Annotated in this window: 17 protein-coding genes and 2 tRNA genes; 10 read left to right on the forward strand and 9 right to left on the reverse strand. The window is 53.8% G+C overall.

Annotated elements, in window-relative coordinates; translation table 11 throughout:
• Positions 1 to 3 precede the first annotated feature (3 nt).
• Positions 4 to 339, reverse strand: a complete 336-nt coding sequence (locus OLTU_RS11140; protein WP_141732834.1) for a hypothetical protein — start codon at positions 337 to 339, stop codon at positions 4 to 6.
• Between the two features lie 217 nt (positions 340 to 556).
• Between OLTU_RS11140 and OLTU_RS11145 the strand changes: the two genes are divergently transcribed.
• Both OLTU_RS11145 and OLTU_RS11150 read left to right on the forward strand, forming a co-directional pair.
• Positions 557 to 982, forward strand: a complete 426-nt coding sequence (locus OLTU_RS11145; RefSeq protein ID WP_141732835.1) for a DUF2062 domain-containing protein — start codon at positions 557 to 559, stop codon at positions 980 to 982.
• Positions 983 to 1,000: 18 nt separating this feature from the next.
• Positions 1,001 to 2,917: a TIGR03545 family protein gene (locus OLTU_RS11150; RefSeq protein WP_141732836.1), complete on the forward strand. Its 1,917-nt coding sequence runs from the start codon at positions 1,001 to 1,003 to the stop codon at positions 2,915 to 2,917.
• Between the two features lie 15 nt (positions 2,918 to 2,932).
• Here the strand turns inward: OLTU_RS11150 and OLTU_RS11155 are convergent, their stop codons facing one another.
• Complete coding sequence (locus OLTU_RS11155; RefSeq protein WP_141732837.1) at positions 2,933 to 3,814, reverse strand: hypothetical protein; 882 nt, start codon at positions 3,812 to 3,814, stop codon at positions 2,933 to 2,935.
• Between the two features lie 230 nt (positions 3,815 to 4,044).
• Positions 4,045 to 5,238, reverse strand: a complete 1,194-nt coding sequence (locus tag OLTU_RS11160) for an HD-GYP domain-containing protein (protein ID WP_141732838.1) — start codon at positions 5,236 to 5,238, stop codon at positions 4,045 to 4,047.
• Between the two features lie 223 nt (positions 5,239 to 5,461).
• Between OLTU_RS11160 and OLTU_RS11165 the strand changes: the two genes are divergently transcribed.
• From OLTU_RS11165 to OLTU_RS11190, 6 genes are all read left to right on the forward strand, one after another.
• Positions 5,462 to 5,534 (forward strand) — tRNA-Lys (locus OLTU_RS11165).
• Positions 5,535 to 5,563: 29 nt separating this feature from the next.
• Positions 5,564 to 5,640: transfer RNA gene (locus OLTU_RS11170), tRNA-Glu, on the forward strand.
• A 290-nt stretch (positions 5,641 to 5,930) separates the two neighbouring features.
• Complete coding sequence (gene folE / locus OLTU_RS11175) at positions 5,931 to 6,482, forward strand: GTP cyclohydrolase I FolE (protein WP_439956690.1); 552 nt, start codon at positions 5,931 to 5,933, stop codon at positions 6,480 to 6,482.
• Positions 6,483 to 6,519: 37 nt separating this feature from the next.
• Positions 6,520 to 7,164: a helix-turn-helix transcriptional regulator gene (locus tag OLTU_RS11180; protein ID WP_141732840.1), complete on the forward strand. Its 645-nt coding sequence runs from the start codon at positions 6,520 to 6,522 to the stop codon at positions 7,162 to 7,164.
• Positions 7,165 to 7,167: 3 nt separating this feature from the next.
• Positions 7,168 to 7,707, forward strand: coding sequence for a DUF4142 domain-containing protein (locus OLTU_RS11185; protein WP_141732841.1), 540 nt, complete (start codon positions 7,168 to 7,170; stop codon positions 7,705 to 7,707).
• Positions 7,704 to 8,033: a cupredoxin domain-containing protein gene (locus tag OLTU_RS11190; protein WP_141732842.1), complete on the forward strand. Its 330-nt coding sequence runs from the start codon at positions 7,704 to 7,706 to the stop codon at positions 8,031 to 8,033. The genes OLTU_RS11185 and OLTU_RS11190 overlap by 4 nt, the downstream gene beginning before the upstream one ends.
• Before the next feature lie 15 nt (positions 8,034 to 8,048).
• Here OLTU_RS11190 and OLTU_RS31875 read toward each other — a convergent pair whose 3' ends face one another.
• Positions 8,049 to 10,436, reverse strand: coding sequence for a response regulator (locus tag OLTU_RS31875; RefSeq protein WP_218109979.1), 2,388 nt, complete (start codon positions 10,434 to 10,436; stop codon positions 8,049 to 8,051).
• 632 nt (positions 10,437 to 11,068) lie between these two features.
• On the opposite strand from OLTU_RS31875, the gene OLTU_RS11200 reads away from it, so the two are divergent.
• A complete protein-coding gene (locus OLTU_RS11200; RefSeq protein WP_141732844.1) occupies positions 11,069 to 11,641 on the forward strand; it encodes a DUF488 domain-containing protein in 573 nt (190 codons plus the stop codon).
• On the opposite strand, the gene OLTU_RS11205 is transcribed toward OLTU_RS11200, so the two are convergent.
• The 3 genes from OLTU_RS11205 to OLTU_RS11215 all read right to left on the reverse strand — a co-directional run bounded on the left by OLTU_RS11205 (position 11,638) and on the right by OLTU_RS11215 (position 17,312).
• Positions 11,638 to 13,131, reverse strand: coding sequence for a chitinase (locus tag OLTU_RS11205; protein WP_141732845.1), 1,494 nt, complete (start codon positions 13,129 to 13,131; stop codon positions 11,638 to 11,640). The two genes, OLTU_RS11200 and OLTU_RS11205, sit on opposite strands and share 4 nt — an antisense overlap.
• Before the next feature lie 29 nt (positions 13,132 to 13,160).
• Positions 13,161 to 14,303, reverse strand: a complete 1,143-nt coding sequence (locus tag OLTU_RS11210; protein WP_141732846.1) for a chitinase — start codon at positions 14,301 to 14,303, stop codon at positions 13,161 to 13,163.
• 354 nt (positions 14,304 to 14,657) lie between these two features.
• Complete coding sequence (locus tag OLTU_RS11215) at positions 14,658 to 17,312, reverse strand: 7TM diverse intracellular signaling domain-containing protein (RefSeq protein WP_141732847.1); 2,655 nt, start codon at positions 17,310 to 17,312, stop codon at positions 14,658 to 14,660.
• A 289-nt stretch (positions 17,313 to 17,601) separates the two neighbouring features.
• Between OLTU_RS11215 and OLTU_RS11220 the strand changes: the two genes are divergently transcribed.
• Positions 17,602 to 18,030 (forward strand): hypothetical protein, encoded by a 429-nt coding sequence (locus OLTU_RS11220; protein ID WP_141732848.1) that lies wholly within the window; start codon positions 17,602 to 17,604, stop codon positions 18,028 to 18,030.
• A gap of 46 nt (positions 18,031 to 18,076) precedes the next feature.
• On the opposite strand, the gene OLTU_RS11225 is transcribed toward OLTU_RS11220, so the two are convergent.
• A complete protein-coding gene (locus OLTU_RS11225; protein ID WP_141732849.1) occupies positions 18,077 to 19,276 on the reverse strand; it encodes an MFS transporter in 1,200 nt (399 codons plus the stop codon).
• Between the two features lie 9 nt (positions 19,277 to 19,285).
• Positions 19,286 to 20,575, reverse strand: a complete 1,290-nt coding sequence (locus OLTU_RS11230) for an FAD-dependent oxidoreductase (RefSeq protein WP_141732850.1) — start codon at positions 20,573 to 20,575, stop codon at positions 19,286 to 19,288.
• Between the last annotated feature and the right edge of the window lie 15 nt (positions 20,576 to 20,590).

Consider the following 20,590-nt stretch of genomic DNA (forward strand, 5'->3'; position numbering starts at 1 on the left):
ATTTCACTGCGTTACCAAATAAGCTTTGATATCGGAACCACTGGCCGTGAACGCTGCGGCCACGGTACTGTGATAGGACTTCGTTCCGGCCGCATCGACAAGAGGCACATCTGCCTTGTTCAGTTTATGAGCCGCAGGCGTGCCGTGACAGATATTGCAATTGGTCGTCAGAGCGGTCTGCCCTTTGGTGGCGTCGCCCGTTATAGGAGTAGCGTTTTGGTTGGCCGCGGCGCGGGCGATTCCAGGCGCCTTGGTTCCCGTGGAAACAGGTTCCGGATCGCCACAAGCCGTCAGCACAGATATAAGAAGCGTGCTGACAATAAGGATTTTACAGCTCATTCTCATCCTCTGATCGGGGCTGTCATCAGTTAGTTCCACGTTGAACCTTGGTATCGGCACAAAATCCCGGAAACTTGAGACTGTTTTCCGGCTGAAGGACCGGAGCCGAAACTCTTGAATTTTCGGACGATTTTCGTGTTTTATGCTTTGGGCATTGGAAACCGTATGTTACCTTGATATCCTGTCAAATATTCCAAGCATTACAGGAGCAAAAGGGATGGCGCTTTCCTTTCCTGGTCGGAGTTTAATTATTCCGAACGGCGTTTCGTTCATTCAGTTGGTTTTGACGTTTATTTATGGCAGCTGGCTGGGCTTTTCCCCTGGCCTTGCCAGTATCCACCTGATTCTGCTGCTTCTGAGCCTCTGTATCGTCCGCCTGCCCCTTGTTTTTCTGGTGATCGTGACAGCCACATGCTGGGCACTGGGCATGGTGGGGGCGGATATCGGCATTGATGCGCTGGGACTGATGGTTTTGCGGGAGCCCGCTTTAAAAGGGCTTTGGACGCAAATGTACAATGCCCCCGTGCTGCCCTGGACCCGCTTTAACAATTCCATGGTCATGGGGGCCACGGTGCTGGCCTTTGCCCTGATGCCGGTCTGGATTGTTTTGAGTTTGACCATTCGCCGCTCGTTGCGGGCCTGAACACTTGAGGTGAAGAAGATGAAATCTTACGGCGGTCTGATTCGTTGGAAGTTCGGTGTTCCCCTGGCGGTTGGCATCCTGGCTCTGGTGCTCTATACCTTCCTCCTGCTCGACCAGCAGCTGCGCTGGGTGCTGGAAAAACTGGCCACCGATGCGAACGGCGCAGAAGTGAATATCGGAAGTCTTAAGACCAGTCTCAGCGGATTTTATGTCGAATTGCAAAAGGTGCAGCTCACCGATCCCGAGGCACCGGAGCTCAACCGCCTGGAAGTGGGCAAGATGCGTTTTGACCTTGGCTCCGATGGACTCCTGCGCGGCAAGCTCATTGTGGAAGACGGCACCATGCAGGATATTCAAATCCTCTCCAAACGTAGCAAACCCGGTCGCGTTCTGCCACCGCCTCCGTCGGAACCTGAGGAGCCTGAAGCTGCGGACACGTCCAAGGAGCTGCTGAATCCGATCAAGGATGAAGCTGTCGCCAATGCCATGAGCGTTCTTAAAGACCAGGGGCTCACCAACCCACTCAAGGATATCAACTGGGATGATCTCCCTTCGCGCCAGGCGATTCGCCAGATCGAAGGCGACTGGAGCAACCGCCAGCAGATGATGCAAGGGATGCTGGCGACGCTGCCTAAACCTACGGACTTTCAGGCCATCAAGGCCGAAGCCAACGCGATCAAACCACCCCAGGATCCTGCACAAATTCAGGCGACTCTGGCGGCCATTGATGGGTTAAAGGGCAAGGCGCAGGCGCAGGCTGATAAGGTGGAGTGGGTGGCCCAGCAGTTGAAAAACGAAAGTGGACAAATCACCAACCGCATCAGGTTCCTGGATGATCTGGTCAAGCAGGATATTGCGGTTCTGAGCCAGAAGCTCAAGCTGCCCGATCTGGATTTCAAAAACCTGGCCGAGGAAATCTGCGGACCCGAAATCAAACGCTATATCAAAGTTTTCGAGGTCTATTACGCCAAGGTAAAACCCTATCTGGAAAGCAAGGAAAAGCCGGCCCCTGGGAAAGTCTTGCGCCTGGCCGGGACCGACGTGAGCTTTCCCGACCGCAATGGCCTGCCCGGCTTCTGGTTGAAAAAAATGCAGATCACATCGAAGGAAACCGGCGATGGCCCCCTTGGGGATGTGCTCGGCAAGATCACGGACCTGAGCAGCGCTCCCGCTTTGGTTGCCCAACCAACTCAGATGCTTTTGGAAGGCAGCTTTCAGCAGTTGGGCATCCAGGGTCTGAAAGCGGAGGCCACGCTGGATCATCGGCAGGGGCATGCGCGCGATGCGATCAACATGGCGATCGCCTCCTTTCCGGTTGCGGAGCGCATGCTGAATCAGTCGCCGGATTATGCTCTCGGTTTTTATAAAGCCCAGGGAAGCCTGCAAATGAACTTTGTCCTGCAAGGCGATCAGGTGGAGTTGGAATTGAATTCCCTCCTGAAGCAGCTCAGCTGGAAAGTGGAATCGCAGACGGAGCGGGTGAAAACACTCCTGGATGGAGTCTTTGGGCCGATGACCGAGGTCCAAATCGCAGCCAAAGCGGAAGGGCCGTGGCAGGGTCTTCGGTGGACCGTGACCTCGAATTTGGTCGATCAGCTTCGCCAGGCTTTGCGGCAGGCGCTGAGCAAGGAGATCGCTGCTATGCAGGATCAATTGAAGCAGGAGCTCGATAGGCGCATGGCCGAGGAAAAGGCCAAACTTGAAGCCCGCATGCGGGACCAGCTCAAAGTCTGGGAAGGTCAGGTGAATCCCGTCCAGCAGGAGGCAGATGGAACGAAATCGCAGCTTGATGCACAAAAGGATCAGCTGCAGGCCACGGTTAATAATAAAAAAGCTGAGGCTGAGCAGAAGCTGAATGAGGAGAAGAAGAAGCAGGAGGAAAAGGCCAAGGATAAGGTCAAGAGCAAGGTAAAGATCCCTGGCCTGGGTCGCTGAGAAAACTGCCGAGGCTCACGGAGCCTCGACATACTGAAGCGTGAAGTCCAAATTTAATTCGGTGTGCCAACAGTCCTGATCATCATTGTCACCTGTCGCCACCAATGCGAAATTAAGAGTATGATTTTCCACCACCTGATCAGCAAGGTGGATCAGGCTGGTGGGATCAACCTTGAATTGGAACTGGCCCGGTGTGTCAGTTACAGGAACCGTGCAAAGTGATGCATTCATACCCATGCAGTAGGATGAGCTGTCGAAATCCACGGGCACGCCGCGAATCCTACTGAAGTCCCATTTGTAGGCGGTATCCGCGCTGCCTTCCAAACCTTCCAGTATCCTGCTGTTGCTGCTCAGAAGAACGTAACCATTCAAAGTCAAAATCATGAAGTCATCATACTGAATGGTGCTGACTTCCGAGTTGACGGAAACTCCACAGAGCTGAGCTTTTCCCGGCAAGGTAATGGATGTGGTTTGCGCTTCCATGGCCTGCAAATAGGCGTCCTTGCGAGCCAGGTTGCCTGCTGATCCAAAGCGGCAGTTCTTCGTTTCCGGGAAACGAATCTTTTGGGTGACGGTTTTCTTCGTGCCTTGACTACAAAGAGCCTGGAACTGATCGACGACCGTCTGATCGGCTGCTCCCGTCTGCCCTGCGATGATTTCACTGGGATCCAGTGCGGTGTCAGCCACCTGGGGCGCGTCACCGTTCAGGGAATCAGGAACTTCCGTTTCCGGTACCAGATCACTGTCTTCAGCTATGGCGTCTGCTGTTGTGGAACTTGTACCAACGGTAGCGGTCACAGGACCGGATCCGGTTGTAAATTGTGCTTCATCCGAGCAGCCGGCTGCGATCAAGCAGAGGCCGACCGCAAGTCGAGCTGAACGAGTTGTAGGCTGCATATTCATTCCTCCAAGAGGGTTTGGGGGACTCCCGCCAAAACCTAAAGAGGCATCGGGCGTCATGGTTAGTTTTCTTGAGAAATGAATCCTTTCCTTTCCCTTCAGGAGATTTGAAAATGATTCTGCAGAGCTGAAAGCGTTCCGTAAGGATTCATAAGACGGGATTTCTCAAGAAGGAATTTCCCGGCCGGAAGCCGAGCTTTATTTCTTTAAGGATAAATCAGTGAAGTTCAAGCGGATTTGTTCTTTTGACCGATGGTGGTGCGTTTGCCGTTTTCATCGATGACGATGATGCGACCGTGATCCTTTCTGGTATCACTGGCCTTTTCGATCGCTGCATAGTAATCGATCGATTGGGTGACGCTTTTTTCAAACTTGTCCCAGATCGCTGGATCATAGTCATTCGGCGCGAAGGAGCGCATCAGGGTCAGTGACTTTTCCTGGTCATAGGCTTCCTTGTACACACGCTTCATCAGAAGCGCTGAATAAACGTCGGCAATCGTCACGATCCGCGCGTATTCATGGATGCCGTCCAACTTTTCTTCCAGGCGGCCTGACTTGCCCATCGGGTAGCCGCCACCCTTGAATTTTTCATGATGCTCAAGGGCCACCAGGGCCACCTGCTCCTCGATGGGAGCGCCATTGGCCATGGCTTTTTTCAATTCATCATAGCCGAGTGAGGTATGGCCTTTGATGATCTCGAACTCCTCAGGTGTGAATTTGCCTGGCTTGTTCAGAATGTGGCCGGGAACGCAGGTTTTCCCGACATCATGATAGAGACCTGAGCGGGCAATCTGCTCCGCCTCGTCCTTGCTCTTGCCAAGCAGGTTGCGGGCAATGATGCCGGCGATCATCGCAACAGCTGCACTGTGATCATAAAGTGTTTCATCCGCAAGAATCATGCGAGATAGGGTGCCGACCGCCACTTCACTGTCGAGCAGGTTGTCGATGAGGCGACTTGCGGCCATCTGGGCTTTTTGAGCGACGGTTTTATTGATGCCACCACGGACTATCATCTGGCTGGCCTGGCTGAGATCACCAAAGACTTCGATCGTTTTGCGATCGAGGTTGGGATCCTTTTTCAGAAGATTTTCGATTTTCCTTTGCCGAATATTCTGGATCAGCAATTCGAATTTCGGATAATCCTTGCGCTCCACGCAAATGTCGAGGTTGCTGTACTCTTTATTACGAGCGGAAATGATGGCTTCCACCAGGTCTTCCGCAAAATTCCTTGGCGTGATGAATTCAATCATTTCCATATCAACACGGAAGTAAACCTTGAAGTCGAGAGCCTTGACTTCCTTGAGGTAAGTGAAGAGCTCAAGACTCAGATTGGAAAACTTCTTCAGGTCCGCATCTGTTATGGGCGTAACCTTAAATTTGTCGCGAACAGCTTTTGATATGACGTATTTATTTTCTGCCATGACCTCTACTCTTGATAGGGGCTGCCTAAGACAGATCGGCTTGGTTACGGGAATCCTTATGCCGGGGTGCTATTTAGGGTTTATCGTCTTGATTTGATAGTCATTATTTTTACGAATGGAATGCTGGGAAATCTCTGTAAGGCACGATGAGAAAAAGAAGTTGACCCAAAATTCTAAATTACGTAAACAAGGGGCTCTCCGCGGGAGCGGAAAAGTGAAAAAAGGGCTCTTAGCTCAGTTGGTAGAGCAGCACACTTTTAATGTGCGGGTCGCTGGTTCGAATCCAGCAGGGCTCACTTGTCACTCCCAACGATCTGCAAGTCCTGTCCCCATCGTCTAGCTGGCCCAGGACACCGCCCTTTCACGGCGGTAACAGGGGTTCGAATCCCCTTGGGGACGCCATCTTCTTCTTCCTCTCTATCTCATTCTTCAAACCGATCATCCGGAACATGACGCCAGAGCAAAATCGCCCGCTATTGGTATTTCGACCCATCCTTCAAAAAAATAAATCATGGGATATCAATTAGTTAATATATTTTTGACATATTTCTATGTTAAATATATAAAATACCGATAAGAGGTCATTGGTCGCGATAAGCATCAAGCGTGCGACCCCTCATGGGAGTTCATCTATGGGTTCTTGCCAGTCCAATCGAAATTTTTCGCAGGTCTCGGGTTCCGTTGAAGAGGAGATCGCGCATCACATCCGTTCTGTGCTCATCCTGCTCGGGGAAGATCCTGACCGCGAAGGCCTCGTCAAGACACCGATGCGCTTCGCAACCGCCATGCTTGACCTGACCAGCGGATACCGGGCCGATTTCGGCAAGATTACAAACGAAGCTGTCTTTTCGCAGACGGACAGCGGGATGGTCCTGGTACGTGATATTGAACTTTTTTCGTTGTGCGAGCATCATATGCTGCCCTTCTATGGCAAGGCTCATGTCGCATACCTGCCCAGTGACAAGGTAATTGGCCTTTCCAAAATACCTCGCATCGTCGATGCTTTCGCACAGCGCCTTCAGATCCAGGAGAGACTCTCGCAGCAAATCGCCCAGGAACTCATGGAGAGGATCGCGCCACGCGGAGCGGCCGTCATCATCGAGGCCTATCATATGTGTGTGATGATGCGAGGGGTTGAAAAGCAGGCGAGTCGGACGGTTACGACTTCCATGGCCGGTGCCTTTAAGGATGACCCGGAGCTTCGAAGGGAATTGCATGATCTCCTGAAGATCAGCGGGATCTGAGGGAAGTTTGGAAACCGTTCGTCATGAGGAGGTGACTATGCTGGAAACATTTGGTGAGCGACAGCAGCTTCTCCTGCGCGCCCTGCATGCGCATAAGTCGGGGCTTACGATCGATGAACTCGCCAGCCGATTGTCGATCACCCGGACAGCCGTCAAACAGCATTTGGTCGCTCTCGAGCAGGGAGGCTATGTCGACCGAGGTCCCCTGCGCGTCGTGACGCGCGGACGACCGGGACGTGGATTTCGACTCACGGAACGCGGCGTCGAACTCTTTCCGAAACAATATTCATGGTTTTCAAGCCTGCTGCTTGGGGGACTGAGGGCCGAATTCGGCAGCGAGGGCCTGGCCAACCGTTTGCGCGAGATCGCGCGCGGCATCGTCTCGCAAATGAAGACGCGTGTCCACGGATCGAGCGGACAAGGGCGCACGGAGGCGATCGTCACGATCATGAATGAGTTGTCCTATGAAGCTGTTGTCTCAGCTGATCCGACCGGTGAAATTCCGAGCATTGAAGCTCATAACTGCGTCTACCACAATTTAGCGCGCGAATATCCGGAAGTTTGCCAGTTCGACATTGAACTCCTTGAGAAATTCTCGGGGCTGAAGGTCGATCATCAGGAATGCATCATTCGAGGCGGCAATGTCTGTCGCTTTGCTTTTCGTAAATGCGATAAGGAGTAAGTCATGTCAATTCGTAAGAGGCTTTTGATCAGTTTTGGTTTCGTGTCGCTGGTATTCAGCCCTGCCGTCATCCATGCCGCTGAAGGCCCAAGCGATGCGCAAATCGCTGGAATCGTGGTGACCGCGAATGCTGTTGATGTGGATGCCGGCAATCTTGCTGAAAAGACATCAAGCAATAAGGAAGTGAAGGACTTTGCCAAGCGCATGGTGGTGGACCATACGGCTGTCAACAAACAGGCCGGCGACCTGGCTGCCAAACTCAAGCTCAAACCTGAGGACAGCGACGTGAGCAAGAGTCTGGCCGACGGCGGCAAGAAAAACCTCGCCCATCTCAAAACACTGAAAGGTGCAGCCTTTGATAAAGCCTATGTTGATCATGAAGTCGCTTACCATCAGGCCGTACTGGACGCGATTGACAAGACCCTTCTTCCAAGCGCTAAAAATGCCGAATTGAAGAGCCTCATCGCGCAGGTCAGACCCGCGATTGCCGCTCATCTTGGTCATGCCAAACAAATACAGGCCAAGCTTGGAGCGAAGAAATGAGGTGGGCGGCGCCATATTACCTTGCGATAGCCCTGGCGGCCGGAACCCTGGCTGGCAGCTCCAGCAGCCAGGCGGAGCCCAAGGGAACCGTGCATCACGTCAAGATTAAAAACATGGTCTTCGACCCTCCCGTCGTCAAGGCGAAAGCCGGAGATCAGATCATTTGGACCAATGAGGATATCTTTCCCCACACGGTCACGAGTCAGCAGTTCGACTCAGGCGGGATAGCGTCTGGCAAGACCTGGACTGTGACGCTGAAGGGATTTGATGAGATTTCCTATAAGTGCAGCTATCATCCGACGATGGTGGCTCATATCAGAAAATAGAACAAGAGAGACAGGTCACGCCTTGGCCTTGATAAGGTGCCCGACCTGTCTCAGCAGCGAATCCCGATTGATTGGTTTCGTCATGAAATCATTGCATCCTGCCTGAATGCATTTAAATCGCACGTCCTGCGTGGCGTGAGCCGTGATGGCAATGATCGGGCCCTGATAACCCTCTTCCCGCAGTTGCTTTGTGGCTTGATACCCATCGACATCAGGCATTTCAATGTCCATGAGGATCGCATCATAGGGCTTCGAAAGGGCACGGGAAATACCAAGTTGAGCGTTCTCAACACATTCGACCGTCGCACCGATATTGCGTAGAAAGAGATCCAGGAGGAGGCGATTATCCTCGGCGTCATCGACCACCAGAATTCTGCGGCCGGCGAGACTCTGTAGGGATGCTGGAGTGATCGGACGCTTCACGTGAGCGGTGGTCGCACCTTGAGAAGCCGGGAGTTCGACTTGAATGGTCGCTTCAAAACGGCTTCCCTTGCCGATGATGGATTCCGCCAGGACAACGTCTCCCCCGAGCATTTGAGCGAGTCGGCGCGACAAGGCCAGACCGAGGCCCGTGCCTCCGTAGCGGCGGGAGGGTGAAGCATTCGCCTGGCTGAATGGCTTAAAGAGATGCGAGGCTTGCTCGGGACTGATGCCGATACCGCTATCAGCAATCGCAAAAGTCAGGGTTTGCAGGGACGGATCGTTGCCATCTTGAGCGGCAGCAGGGCGAACCGTGAGGCTCACTTCACCTTTCTCAGTAAATTTGATGGCATTGCCCAAAAGATTGATCATGATTTGAGTGAGCCTGGCCGAATCCGTGATAATCCGCTTGGGGACGTCCGGATCCATCGAGACACGGAGCGGCAGACCCTTGTCGTCCGCTCTCTTCCTCAAAAGCTCTGTCGCATCCAATATCACATCTTCCAGAACGATGTCGCGTTTCTCGATACTGAGATGTCCTGACTCCACTTTCGAAAGGTCGAGGATATCATCGAGGAGTCTTGAGAGATTGCGGCTGCTGCGGTGGATGATCCCAGCGAATTTGATGCGATCATCGCGTGTTGCGGTCGGGCTCAGCATGAGCTCCGAGAAGCCCAGAATGGCTCCCATGGGGGTGCGAATTTCATGGCTCATATTCGCCAGGAATTCAGTCTTGGCCCGGCTGGCAACTTCCGCAACCTGTTGAGCCGCCTCAGCTGCTTCCTCTGATTTTCGCAAATCACGTTCGATCGCTTCCCGGCGGCTGACCTCCTCGTCGAGTTCCGCGACTGTCATGGCCAGACTATCCTCGCGAAGTCGCGTCGTGGCCGCGAGTCGCATGACGGTGTCGACCAGCAACGCCATCAGCAGACCGGAGGCGAGCACGAGGAAGTAGAGGTGGCCGCCATCAGGAACTCCAGCTTCGATGCCTGGCCCTGCAAAGAGTTCCACTTTCCACAGTCGATCATACATTGGAACCGTCATGCTGCTCAGCATGGGACCGAAAGAAATATTGGCATCTTGAGTTTCATAAAGCCGGATGTTGTCGTCGCTGATGCGCGCTCCATATCCTGCGGATTCAGCATGGAGGAGGGCTCCTTGCATTATTCTTTCCATGTTTATGCTTCCAACGACTATGCCTGGATAGGGTGATCCACAGCCGACCGGGATGGATATCATCATGATTTTAGGTGGTTGCGAGCCTTCCCAGGTTGAAGAAAGCTGCGGTAGACAGGATGAACCCGGATCCCACCCTTGGATGCGCATCAAGCCGTCATAAGCATGCGCTACGCTCCTGTCGATTCCGGGTGCGAAATTACTCCCTGCTGTCCACGCAGGTAACGCCGCATAACTGAGCCATGTTACATGGAGAAGCTCCGGCATGTCAGAAATGAGTTCATGGGCTTCGGCCTGCCACTCTTCCTGCGATTTTGGAACACGAGCGCTTGTCATGCGAATGGTTCGCGTTGCAAGGCGCGCGAGAGCATTGGCGGGAAGCGCAACTCTTGCCATCACTTCACTCTTAATGTCCTGTGCCATCAATTGAGCGTTTATCTTTTGCAAATCCAAAGATCTGCCATAGACAGCGCTTGCTATGACGATGGAGCCGGACAGGATAAAAAATACGATCGGTGTTCTTAGGCAATGAAGCATGCTTCGGCCGCGATTCATGCCTTCTGCACAAGTCCATCCCACCTGGCAAAAGCCCAGGATGGAACAGGCGATGGCCGAATTGAGTGACATGCGTGCTATGGCGCCGAGATCATATGTCGACTGAATATGCAGTCCATAGCCAACCAGAGCCAAGGAACCCAGTGAGGCCGCGATCGCTCCCGCTGCGGCAATAAACCCCTGAATCGTCTCACTCGGCTGGCGCCTCGTGTTTTGGGTCGCGCTCAGAAAGAGGGAAAGCCCCAGAAACACGAAAGCAACAGCCGAGTTTGGGGATGTCTTCTCTGTATAGTTCAGCCCAAGGGGAGAGAAAAAAGAGAATATTGTCGTCTCGATGCCCGTCGATATATTCGTGAGCCATTCGTATATGACCGTCAAGCCAAGCGCTACGGGTGGTACGCTGCAAACAGCCGCAGCCAGCTTCCAGGACGTTTTCAGGAACAAGAGGCCAAGGCCCAGTATTATGAAAGTCATGGCAGAGTTGTAAGACTGGGGAGCGAAGGTCGTATCCCACTGGGAAAGCAAGGGACGCTGGAGGTGCCAGCCAAGGAGCGACATAGCTCCAATTCCGATCCCGAACGCCCCGGCCATCCATGGTAACAGCCTCATAAGAGCCTGAAGGCGCTGCCGTTCAAGGTCTTTAAGCTGGCGTCGCCGCATTTCCATGATTTCAGAAAGGCTGGTGGATATTCGTCGTGCAAAATGATGCTCGGGGAGTCGTGCGCTTTTAAGAGCCATCATGGCCTTCATTTTCCCGTGTTTTTCAAACCAGGTCGATCGAGCAACTCATCTGTTTTTCCGTTGAAAAACAGAAAAGCTTGACAAGTCATTCATATGCCCGTTCAACTTTAAACGCAATGAGTTCTCTTGGGAGGGGACACGTCATGCCGCAAAATCCCAGCATATTTTCCATTGGCCATTCCAACCGGACGCTCGAAGACTTTATCGAGCTGCTGAGGATTCACGGTGTCAACAAAATCGCCGACATCCGGAAAATGCCCCGGTCGCGCGCGAATCCCCAGTTTAATACGGAAAATCTGGCTCCTGCCCTGGCGGCTCTGGGAATGGGCTATGTTCATCTCCCGCTTCTCACAGGATTCAGAAAAGGGATCAAAGCCACGGGGTCCAATGGATGGCGCAACCCTTCGTTCAAAGCCTATGCTTTTTACATGCTGACTCCGGAATTCAACCAAGGCCTTGATGAACTTTTGGATCAGGCCCAGGAGAGTACGGTCGCCATGATGTGTTCGGAAGCTGTGTGGTGGCGTTGTCATCGCCGTCTTGTAGCGGATGCTCTCCTGGCCCGTGGCATCGAGGTCAGGCATATCCTGTCCCAGCAACCCGCCAAGGCCCATGAATTGACGCCCATGGCTGAGGTTGTGGGAGGAGTCGTCCACTATCGGGAGGACAGCGCTGGCCCGGAGGCCCCGAGGGAGCCCTCCCATAGCCTTTCCTAGCAGTCCAGGCAGGTCCATTCCACGATGCCATCCGATTTTCCGAAGCGCTCAGCCGTGTAGCTTTCGAGATCAATCAGAAATCCTGTGGATTGACTGTTTTGAGTGCAGCAGCCATTGCAATCAGAATCGGAACACATATCGTACACTTTGACATCGATTTGCCGGGAATCCTTCCGCAGGCGCAAAGTCTTTAATTTCAGACCTGGAAAATCCTTCGCATGCACGGCCGCTATGTTATTGGCTTTCACCCAGCTTTCCGGCTGTTTGCCTGGTAGCGCCGCGAACATGCCGGCCCATTTGCATCCATTGTATTTAATACATTCCTCGCTGCCGGGATCGGGATAGGATGTGAAATGGGTCATGTTTGCCTGACGCCAGATCAGTGAGGGAGCAGCACGGGTGTCCGATAGGGAATCAAGATAAGCCCTGTGGGCTCGCGAGAATGTAAACCCGCCGAAAGCATCCCAATTGATGGACCAGGACATGAGCCCGCGCAGCCCAGGGTAACCTTCGGGGGCTTGCAAGCGATGCGGACATCCTCCGGCCTTGCCTTTAACAAGACAGCTGAGGGCTTCATGCACGGCCGCCTCGGATGTGTATCCATTGCCGGCATGGACTGAGGCTGGCAGTCCGAAGGCCACCTGATCCTCCCGAAGTCCCGGGAAAAAGTTCTGGGGATTTCCTGCGATCGGAAAACCCAGAAGAACCATTTCAGCCATCGCAATGTGGAAGTCCGCTCCGCCCATGAAGTGGTATTGTCCGTCGAGGCCCATGACGGGACCGGAATTGTAATGCTGCACCTGTAGAACGGTAAGGATGTCACGGACCGCGTGAATCACAGGCAGATAGGCGCCTGCGCGTGGGTCTGCGATGCCGAGACCTCCATAATGGGCATATCCGACCTGAACAAAAAAAGTTTCAGGCGCCATGGTCAGGATAAATTTGGAACCAAAATGATTCCGGATGGAGCGAATGGCCGTAATCAGTTCGGTAATCACGGGTGTCCTCGGATGCTGGAGATCCGTGTCACCGGCTTCGAGGTAAAGGGAATGTCCTTCAAAATCGATATCCATGCCATCGAACTGCCAGGTGCTGATGATCTGAATCATGGATTGAACGAAGTTCTGGCGATGATCCGAGGTTTTCAGGGAAACCTGGCCATTGGCTCCTCCGACCGAGATGACCACCTTCTGGCCGCGGCTTTGGAGTTCCTTCACATCCTCCTTGAAATCATCTGCGGATGCATAACCATAGGGCGTGAAGACGATCGCCTGGGAGGGGCCGGCTGGTTCCGCAAAGGATACGTTGACGATATCCCAGGCCGGTGAAACATCTTTCAGGCGGATGAAGCCCGAGCCGTTGTCAAAATTATGCCAGTATCCGATGAGAAGCCTTTTGCCAAGACCTTCCGCGGAATAGGCCATGCCTGTCAGATGTCCCAGCGTGAATACAAGCATCAATCCCTTAAAAAATGAAAGCCATCGAGCCATTGGATTCTCCTTCTTCGTGAAAGGGGCTCTCAGAGACTGTTGAGAAAGGTCCTGTGTGGCGTCGAGAACTCAAAACGGCTGTAGGCATCCCAATTGATGGACCAGGTCATGATCCCGCGAATGCCTGGATAGCCTGAAGCATTCTTCAGTCGATACTGTCCCCCATACGATTGCCCTTTGGCCAGATAGCGAAGGGCCTTCTGCACGTCAGCTGCAGGCGTGAATCCACTGCCGGCGGCCTGAGGTGTGGCGGGCAGACCAATCACAACCTGATCTGGGCGCAAGGCGGGGAAGAACGCCTGGACATTGCGAGCGATGGGAAAGCCGGTCATCAGCATTTCAGCCAGCGCCACGTGGAAGTCAGCCGTTCCTGAGGCATAGGCTTTATCATCCAGCCCCTCGACCGAACCTGAGTTGTAATGTTGAACATGAATAAACGTCAGGATACCCCTTAAGGCATGAATCACGGGAAGGTAGGCTCCCGCTGCGCCGCCATAAGCTGCATAACCAATCTGAACAAAGAATGTTTCCGGTGCCATGGTGACAAGCAGTCTGCCCCCCGATCGGGCGTGCAGCTCGCGGATGGCAGCGATGAGATGAACCACGGCGGGTGTCACAGGGCGTTTGAAATCATTGTCACCAGGATTCAGGCTGAGCGAGGCGCCCTCAAGGTCGATGTCGATGCCATCAAAACCATAGGTTCGAATGATCCGATCCATCGATTCCACGAAATTTCTCTTCCTGTCTTCATTATCGAGGTGAACATAGCCATTGGCGCCACCGATGGAAATCAAGACTTTCTTTCCACGGCTCTGCAAAGCGGCGACATCCGCCTTGAATTCGCTCTCGGAGTAACGGTAGGGTGTGAACGCCATCTTTTGTGAGGCGTCCACTGATTCCGCAAAGGCCACATGGATGACATCATAAGCAGGTGAGACATCGCGGAGCTTCATAAAGCCTGAGCCGTTGTCGAAATTATGCCAGTAGCCGATGAGCAGTTTGTCGCCGAGGTTTCTTTGTGGTTCGGGCAGGTTCGGTGCGAGTTCTTCGTCGGTCGGAAGCGACTCTGCTTGCTCCGCTTCCAGTACGGAATCATCCCAAGCGAACGCGAACGGGCCGCTGACCATCAAGAGGCCGAGACACAAGGCCCTGAAGCGTGTTTTATTAATCATAATAGCAACTCCTCTTTCAATTTAGGCAAAGATCGGCCGTACCCATGGCTGGGCCATTCAGGCAAAAGCTCCCCAATCAGGAAGCTTCACCCGATTCGAACGCAGAATTTTTTTGCGTGAACACCTACGGAGGTGCGTTCGGAGTGATGACAGGATTCATGTGTGCCCCCTTAAAACAAATTCGATGTGTGGCGGGAAAGAATCCATACCACATTAATACCAGTTCACCTCCCACCTTACTCTGGCTCTTGGGAGGTTTTCACTGGTTTTCAAGTGTCTTTATAATTTTTCACTGACTCTCATGTGGCAGGAATTTCGGGTGATGGTTCCTAAGTGGTATTGAATATGACAAATTCAACTGGCTTTGAGACTCGCGGGCTGATTCTCCTTGATCCGTGGCAGCGTGATGATGAACTCGGTGCCCTGTCCCTGTTTCGTTTCAACTTTCATTTGGCCCCGACATTCCCGAACGGCGGCATAGACCGAGGCGACACCGACACCGCGGCCCGAATAGAGATCGACTTCCCGGGTGCTGGTGAATCCCTCTGACGAGAGAATTTCGAGCAGCTCTGAGATGCTTTTCTTTTCGATATCGTCCGAGCCTGCCAGACCTTTCTCGAGGAGCATCTGCACAATATGCTGGCGATCCATCCCGCGGCCATCGTCCTGGCAGCGAATTTCGAGCTGTGCGCCCTTATCCTTGAACTGCAGGACGATGCTTCCCTGCCCAGGCTTTGGCCCGCGATCCGTTTCGATGCCATGGACAACGGCATTGCGGACCAGATGCACGAGGTTCCTGATCAGCTGTTTTTCCGGATCCGAGTAAATTTTGACAGCAGCACCCTGGAGTTCAAAATTCACTTTGCGTCCGCTGCGTTTGGCCAGGAGTTGCACGTCATCGACAATGGGTCCGAGCAGGCTGCCGGCGGATCGTGCGGTGATGCCCCGGACCCATTCGTCATAGAACTGAATAAAGTCGCTGGAAACACCCAGGCGATGGAGCTCCTCGCGCAGTTGGAGCAGGCTGGAGTGCTTGAGTATGATGTCTTCATCATGCTGCTCATCCCAGTCGATACTCAAAATATCGGCATGGCGGGTGAGGAAAACCTGGAAGCTTCTTTCCAGAGCCTGGATATCGTCCATCGTAAGCTCAGACGCAGACTCGAGTTTATGAATACGATCCGCCTGCGCTTTCATATTGAAGATGAGGCAGTTGCCCTTGAGCGTATGCAGGATGAAAGCGGCCATTTTTCGTTTGTTGCGGACGTCCGGGTTGGCCAGATGCCGCAGATTTTCGCGCGTGATCTTGATGAACGAACGGAAGGCATCCATATTGCGCAGAATTTTGATCAGCATGGAACTGCGATGGGCTTCGCGCTGCTTCATGCGGAGTTTGGTGATGTCATTGAGGGTAAAGAGGATCGCCTTGGGCTGGCCATTTTCGTTGCGAATCAGGCCACCTTCCAGGATCAGGATGCTATCGCCGATGCGAAAGGTTCGGGGGATTTGCGCGAGGCTGACCTCCTCCGGCATGCTGTCTGCGAAGACCTGCTGCACGGCCATCTGAAAGATGCTGCGCCGTTCGCCATTCAGCCCAAGGACATCAAGGAGAGAAGCCTGCGCCTGGATCCGATCCCCCAGGAGCCGGTGGCAGGATCGGGTGAATCCGGCCTCCACTTCGAGGCGGCTGTTGACGGTGAAGAATCCGCTTTTCACATGGTCGATGATGGAACGAATGGTCAGGGTTCGCTCGGCCACGATGCTTTCGACTTCCTGAATCTGCCTTTTCAAGGCAGCATTCAAACTCTTGATCGTCTGTTCCGAGCGAAGCTGCATATCGTTCACGCGACTGCCCAAAGCCAGGGACATCAGAGCGACCTCCATGGCGCCGCCCATCAGGTTGCCCCACTGAGCAAAGAAATTAAAGGGAAAGAGGCCGTTGAACATGAGGGCCATCGCCATGTTCCCCATGAGGAGACAGGCCCAGCCCAGTGTGTAAAAGATTGCCGGACGATAGCCGCGCCAGGCGGCGGTGATGCCCGAGGCGATCAGGGTCAGGCTGGTGATGAGCGTTGTATAGGTCACGGCCTGACTCACGAAGCCATAACTTGCGAAAAAGCTGCAACAGAAGACCGCGGCGTTGATGACGATCAGCAGCAGGAGCCATTGACGCCAGCGGGGCATGAACGTCTGCATGTTGAGAAAGTGCATCGCGAAAAGGCAGCTCATGCCATGGCTGACAGAAACCATGATGAGCCAGCCCTGATTCATCACCCAGCGTCCCAGATCCCCACGGATCCATTCGATGCCAGTCGCCTGAACGCCGAACTGGTAGCTGATATAGGTCACGAGATAAATTACATAGATCAGATAGGTTGGGCTTCGGAAGGAGATGGTTAAAAACATGTTATAGAGGATCAGGATCACGATACTGCCATAGAGGAGGCCAAGGATCAGGTTATCGCGGCGGGTATAGTCCTCGAAATTCCGATGGTCCCAGAGAAAGAGACTGACGATGAACGTGCTTTTGTTATGAAGCTTGAGAATGTAGTGGTTCACCCCAGGCTCGAGGTGTATGGGATACACGGGGTAGCGGAAGGCCTCGCTGCGTTTTTCATAGGGAATCTCATCGCCGAGCGTCTCTTCCACAAGGGATCCATCCGCAGCGACCTGGTAAAGGGTCATGGAATCGAGCAAAGGATAGCGGTTTTCCAAAATCAGATCGCGGGCAGCCGGACTGTTGTTCTGTATGGAAAACTTGACCCAAAACATCGCGTCGGGGTTATTGAGGCCGGGAAAATCCCGCGTCGCAGCCTGGAATTCATGATCGTGCTTCCCGGACCGGATATCGTCGAGGGTCAGCTTTCCGTTCGGATCTTCCAATAACATCACATGACGGCCGAGCAGAAGTTCTCTCACGTCACCGGGGCCAACTTCGGGAACGGCGGCTAAGCCAGGCATGGCCAGGAGCAAAAACAGAATGAAGGACCAGGTTCGAAAGTTTCGCATGGCGAGCCACCTTCTTTCTCTGAGAGTTTGTCCCCATAGTATACATCATGCCGTGAGCTTGAATGGGTAACGGGCCTGGGGATTCAGCCATAAAGAGTTGGAATTTATGGATAATACTCTATGAAACGCCTTGGTTTGCGGGCTGGTGCATGTATTTTCCCATCGTTCCGTCGATGGCAGGATACTGAATTGTGTGTGCATGTCTCTCACTGCGGAGACATGTTATATAAGGTTGGGGGTGGGACGAAAGCCCATGCCTGTCCATGACTTTCATAGGAGGACGCTTGCTATGGCCAACGACAATGAAATTTCGATATTGAATAGAATTCTGTCTTATGAAAAGAAGGCTGCCGCTACCTTTAATAAAGTGATTCCCACGGAAAATAGTCATGATCGTGCGGTGTGGGATCTTGTCGGCATCCGGAATGATCACAATCAGGCTGCGGGCAAGCTCGACCATGCAATTCGGGATCTCGGCGGGAATTTGGGGCCGAACAGCAACGTGCAATGGCCCGATGTCCCCTCTCTCAAGAACCAGAAGCTCGACGACAATCGGGAAACAGTCAGAAGCTTGATGCAAGGCGAGCAGAGCATGATCGAGGAATGTCAAAAGGCTGTCCGCAGTGGGAATCTGGGTCCTTTGTCGAAGACGCTCATCAATTCAGAGATCCTGCCCGTTCTGAAAAATCATGTTGATATCCTGAGCCAGTACGTTTGAACGGTCCACTTGTTCGTCGCACGCCCTGTGCGACGAATGGGTTCCCTCAAACCGAGGGCGGCCGCGGTGATTTCTGTAAGCGTTGGGACAGGCAGGCCCCTGCCGTCAACATCAAGGCCATGACGACAAAAACCGCAGCATATCCCTTCGAGATTTCGTAAACCCAGGCTCCTCCTATCGGGCCTCCGGCGCGCGCCAGCTGATAGCTCAAGGCCAAAACTCCATTGACCCGGCCGAAGATCTGACTCTCAAATAAACGACTGACAAGGGTCGGGCGGAGCAGTGTTAACAGCCCGGAGGCCGAGCCGAGAACAATGAGCAAAAGCCAGCGTAGGGAATCCTGTTGGCAAAAAGGCAGCAGGATCAGGACCACCGACATGATGGCAAGTGGAGCCGTCAGCAGAGGGCCCCTCTGGCAAATGTTCAGGTAGGGGCCGACACCCATGCGACCCAGAAGTTGAGATGCTCCCATGATGCCAACGGCCCAGGATGCTTCCATGGCTCCAAATCCCCAGCTTTGAAGAGCGGAAGGAAGATGGGTGGTCAGGGTCGTATGCACGATCGCATTGAGGAGAAAGACCAGAATCAAAGTCACAAAGATCCTACGGGCATCCTTGTTGAGAAAGGTCAGGTCGAGAGAGAATAGACGGCCTGGGGTTGGCGTCGGGGTGCTCGTGAATGATGTTTTCCCATCCCAATATTTGTAGATGCCGACCGGTATGAGGAGGAGAAGGGCAAGAATGCGGATGGCGCCCTGCCAGTCAAGGATCTTGATGAGCCACGTCGTGAGAGGCAGAAACATTGTACTGGCGAGTCCACCCAGAAGGGTCACCTGCATCATGGCTGAACTTCGCTCTTTCTCGTCAGGAAAGGCATGGAGCAGAAAAGCGAAAACGGGATCGTAGAGGCTCGCGGCCTGAGCGACACCTATGAAAACGGCCGCGGAATAAAGTCCCCAGGCCGTCCCTGACCAGGACCAGATTCCACAGCCGATGACGCCGAGCAAGGACCCGCCCATCATGAGCCGAAGATGCCCACCTCGATCCAGTTTGCGCCCCACAGGCACCGAGATCATGGCAGCAATCAGAGCGGAAAGCGTGGCCATGAAACTGATGGAGCTATGGCTGATCGGAAGGCTGGCCGTCATGGGAGGAAGGAGGACGCTGAAAGCATAGAAAAGAATCCCCCAGGATATGCATTGAGCCATCCCAAGGGTCCAGACCATTCTGCGTTGATCCTGCGACACGTGTTCTCCTTAGCCGCAACAAACTTTGGGTTGAGCCGAGGATGTCTGCGGCCGGGCTTTCGTGCTGCATGCCCCCGTTTCCGGCAGGACAAGCTCCACGCGCCGCGCCGCATCCCAATCCCCTGCGAGAGCGCTGGTGACCGAGCGCACCTGTTCATAACCGGTGAGAAGGAGAAAAGTGGGAGCGCGGCCATAGCTCTTCATGCCGACGATATAGAAATTTTCGTCCGGGTGCTTGAGTTCTTCCGCTCCGTGCGGCCGGACCGTCCCGCAGCTATGCAGGTTCGGGTCAATCAGTGGAGCCAGTGCAGTGGGACTCTGCGTCCCGGGATCAAGGGCGAGGCGCAGTTCACTGATGATCTGAAGATCCGGACGAAAGCCGGTGGTGACGATGATGCGATCCACAGAGGGCAGCTGATCGCCGTTGCTTTCCACAACGATTCCAGACTGATTTCTTTCGAGGCGGTCGATGGAAATGCCGGGAAAAAGGGTGATGTCTCCCTGTTCGACCAGATGCCGAACGGTGGAGCCGAGACGTCCACGTTCCCGGAGTTTGTCGTTTTCGCCGCCACCAAACACCAGATCAAGGGACGTTTTCCGGATGGCCCAGTGGATGGTTGTGGCCGGAGCCTTTTCCTTCAGGCGGACCAGGTCCTGCAGAACATTGAACGCCGAATGACCACTGCCGACCACCAGAACCCGTTTGTTGGCGTAAACGTCAGCCTCGGCACCGAAGACATCGGGAATGCCATAGGCGATGGATTCCGCTTCCTTCTGTTCGCCGGCAACGGGAATGCCATGGGAGCCCATGGGATTGGGTTTTTCAAAGGTGCCCGAAGCGTCAATGACAGCATGGGCCAGCAGATCGTATTCATGACCGTCCTGAGTCTGGATGCGCAGGAGGAAGGGAGCATCACCACGTCCCTCGTTTTTCATAAGATCCTTTCTGAATTTCGTGACCGCTGTGACCTTGGATTCATAACGGATAACTGGTTTCAGTGCTGACGTGGACGCGAGCGGTTTCAGATACTGTTCCACCAGTTGCCGTCCGGTGGGGTAGCTCGCGCCATCGGGCTCCTGCCATCCTTCAGCCTGGAGCAGGCGCCTGGCTTCTGCATCAATATTATAGAGCCAGGGCGAAAAAATGCGGACGTGGCCCCACTTCAGTATACTGGCGCCTGCTGAGGATCCGGCTTCAAAAACAATGGGCGTCAGACCGCGGGCCAGGAGGTGGGCGGCAGCAGCCAGGCCGACAGGACCGGCGCCGATCACGGCGATAGGGTAATGGGACGTGTTCATTGGAAAATCTCCTTA

Origin of the sequence: Oligoflexus tunisiensis (genome assembly GCF_001748245.1) — a bacterium.
Lineage (GTDB): Bacteria > Bdellovibrionota_B > Oligoflexia > Oligoflexales > Oligoflexaceae > Oligoflexus > Oligoflexus tunisiensis.